1 pseudogene is annotated in these 1,191 nt (G+C 66.0%); it reads right to left on the bottom strand.

The features are described from left to right. Nucleotides 1–1,191, bottom strand: a pseudogene (locus H5407_RS23480) (hypothetical protein); the annotation flags it as partial.

The raw sequence follows: 1,191 nt of genomic DNA, 5'->3' as shown, positions 1-1,191 counted from the left end.
CCGCGCTGTAGCCGTACCGGTAGCTCATGCTGTAGCGAGCACCGGCCGGGTTGGGCAGGCTCACGGTCTCCTCGGTCTTGCGCCCTTCCTCGTCATAGTTCAGCGTGGCGCTGGACTGCTGCTGCCCGTCCGGGCGAGAGTAGTCCCAGCTGTCCCAGGCCACCAGCAAGGTGTTCTGCCACTGGAAGGTGGTCTTCTGCCAGAGGCTGCTGTCGGCACGCAGGTGCTGGACCTCGGTCAACCGGTCCTGGGCGTCATAGCTGTACTTCTGCACTCGGCCCAGCGGATCTGTCTTTCTCAGCAGATTGCCCTGGGCGTCGTATTCATACCGCGTGACCTGGCCCAGCGGCTTCACTTCCTTGATCAGGCGATCCGCCTTGTCGTATTCGAAGCGGTAGTGCGCGCCCTTGGCGTTCTCCACGTCGATGACGTTGCCCCGGGCGTCATAGCGGATCAGCGTCTTGCCGCCGAGGCGGTCCGTGATCTCGGCTTGTTGACCGAAGGCGTTGTAGCCGTACTTCTCAGCCTTGCCGTAGGCGTCCACGCGGCTTGTCGTGCGACCCGCGAGGTCATAGCTCTGCGTCTGTCCCCGCGCCGCGCCGGCGAACGCCGTGGTGTCCTGCAGCTGCTGGCTGCTCAACCGCTCGCCCGCATCGAAGCGGTACTTCTGCGTCAGGCTGGTCGTCTTGACCTCGGTCGGCGATCCCTGGCTGCCGGGGCGGCCATCGGCCAGGTCATAGCCATACTCCTGGGCATTGCCCAAGCCATCCACCGTCTTGGCGACACGACCGAAATTGTCATACGTAGTCTGCTGCCCCACACCGTCCGCATCAGACACCCGCACCGGCATGCCCAGCCCGTCGTAGCGCTGCTGGCGCACACCACCCACGGCGTTGACGTCCATCAGCGGTCGATTGGCTGCGTCATAGACCGTGTGCTGGCTGTAGCCCCGCGGGTCCGTGCGCACCACCGTGTTGCCCACGCGGTCGTACTGGTACGTGGTCGTGGTACTGCTGCCCCCCGGCGCCGGCGGCGTGCTGACGCTGAAGTCCACTGTCCCCGCACTGCCCAGCCCGATGTTGTTCGCATCCCCGCTGTACTCCGCCCGCACCGCATGCGCGCCCGGCGTGCCGAAGCTCACACTCAAGGTGGCCATGCCTTCGATGACCGGCGCGGTGCCCAGCAGCGTCG

Origin of the sequence: Mitsuaria sp. WAJ17, from assembly GCF_014174515.1 — a bacterium.
Taxonomy (GTDB): Bacteria; Pseudomonadota; Gammaproteobacteria; order Burkholderiales; family Burkholderiaceae_C; genus Roseateles_B.
Note: the sequence above shows the minus strand (reverse complement) of the source record. Positions and strands in the feature narration are given on the sequence as shown.